The organism is Saccharicrinis sp. GN24d3 (assembly GCF_052400645.1).
Classification (GTDB): domain Bacteria; phylum Bacteroidota; class Bacteroidia; order Bacteroidales; family Marinilabiliaceae; genus Saccharicrinis.
Window position 1 is genome coordinate 1 of the sequence record NZ_JBQTGI010000069.1, and the last position, 1,865, is coordinate 1,865.

A 1,865-nucleotide genomic window follows, 5' to 3' on the forward strand; every position below is an offset into this window, starting at 1 on the left:
TTCCTACCAAAATTAGCAAGAGCTACAATCATTTAAATCGTAGCTCTCGTTATTGTTTGCAGCTTGCTTATTGCACGAACTACAAGTCCGCGCTAGCTGGGGTTATGCGGGTCACATCGTTTACCCCAACTGTCAAAGGCATGTTCCTCAACAATATTGCCGCTATCGTCGATTAAGCAATTGAGTGAGCCCAGATGGTCGGTCAACGTGTAGTATATATTATTTCCCGTGTTATCCATTACGTATATTGCCGAAAGTCCTGTTGGTAATTTATTCCATGAGAGCCACAATTTTACATTGTAGCTCTCATTCTCTTATCATGAAAAGACGATTAAATAATACGATTAGTTAAGTAAGTAGTTCCTTGTAAGTTTTAGCATTTTTGATTTGCTTAAGCCATTCTTTACTTGCTTCTTTATCTAAACCTGAGACTTTATCCATTAAAAATTTCCTTAATTCTTCTACTGTAAAAGTATCTCCCGTATAAGTAAAAATCAGCTGTGTCTTTCTGATTAAAAAAAGTCTCCACCAGAAGTTCTCTACCCTTTTCGTATTTGAGACTTTAAAAATATTTCCTTTACTATCCATATATTTTTTGTTCAAAATATATTTATTCAAGAAGTCCATGTCATTCGAATGATAATATTCATCATAAACGAAAAATTCTTGACAATTTTCATCGGTCCACTGGATATTACTAATGTTAATAAGTGGGAATTCTATTTTCATCGTTCAAAAATTTAATAAACACCTTCATATAAAGTAATTACAGGGCCATATTTCTCATCTAACATATCACCGATTCCTCTAGCTTCTCCATTTATTATATAATTCACTCCCATCGTTCCAAAATCAGCTATAAACCAACCCGCAGCTGCTATTGAACCTATTCCTGTAAATGAACCTCCAATTGCAGTTGCATTGATAATATGGGATGGCATTACTTCTCCAGACAACCCTATATCAGCTACGAGAAGCACACTGCTTAATACGCCTAGTTTTGTGGAAATACTTCTGGCTTTACTAACTGTATTTAGTTGATTTATTCTCCAATGTTTAGCTCCAGGGTTTTTCCATCTGGACCTTTGCCAAACTTTCGCATAACCTGACTCCTTAGTTTTATGCCAAACTTCATTCCATTTGTAGTACTTTCCTTTAAAGAAAATATATTCTGATGCAATTCCTAAACTAGTATTAGCAGCCACCATAGCATATTTCAAGAACTCTCCTCCATTTCCATCAGCTAAACTACTAATCATTATATTTAGTGGGTTAACCTCAGTATTGGTATAAGGTATATAAAACTTTTTACTTGAAGTATCATAATCAAAGAAATGGCCATCAAAACCGGGCAATTGTCCAAATGCTCTACCGTTGTGTCCATTCGATCCACCAATTCCCTTTTCAATGGGATCTAAACGTGATGTATACTCAGACATACTCATTGAAACTCCCATCGACTGCGCTATTCCACTGGCATTGAATTCACTGGCCTCCATTGAAGCTCCAGAATACTTGTTGTCGTACATTCCGGAATGTGCAATATAACTCCAACCAACATTGGAATACTTAGCATAACTTTCCTGCCGTGCCCTGTTTATATGCGGAGTTTCACTACCTCCAATTGAGGTATGTCCCATCAAGTTCCCTGCATAAGGATTAAACCAAGGTTCCTCAACGTGGTAATATCTATACCCACTAGGGTCAGAATACATTATAGGATTGTTCATACAATAAGAATACCTGTTATAATTAGCCGTGCTATGGGGAGACTGAATTAAAGGGTCAGGGCTAACAAACTGCATAGTGGTGGGGCAGTAGGTTCTTCCGTTTCCCGATTTGGCTAAGGCCATCGGGATTAGTTC

At 37.1% G+C, this 1,865-nt stretch carries 2 protein-coding genes; both read right to left on the reverse strand.

What is annotated here, in order from left to right; translation table 11 throughout:
* Positions 1-348: 348 nt before the first annotated feature.
* Positions 349-729, reverse strand: a complete 381-nt coding sequence (locus tag ACT29I_RS25605) for a hypothetical protein (protein ID WP_430934555.1) — start codon at positions 727-729, stop codon at positions 349-351.
* Positions 730-740: 11 nt separating this feature from the next.
* The coding region (locus tag ACT29I_RS25610; RefSeq protein ID WP_444794852.1) for an RHS repeat-associated core domain-containing protein at positions 741-1,865 on the reverse strand (1,125 nt) is incomplete at its 5' end.

What these genes read in the sequence shown, in the direction of transcription:
- ACT29I_RS25605 (WP_430934555.1), bottom strand. Translation starts at nt 729, where the DNA reads ATGAAAATAGAATTCCCACTTATTAACATTAGTAATATCCAGTGGACC.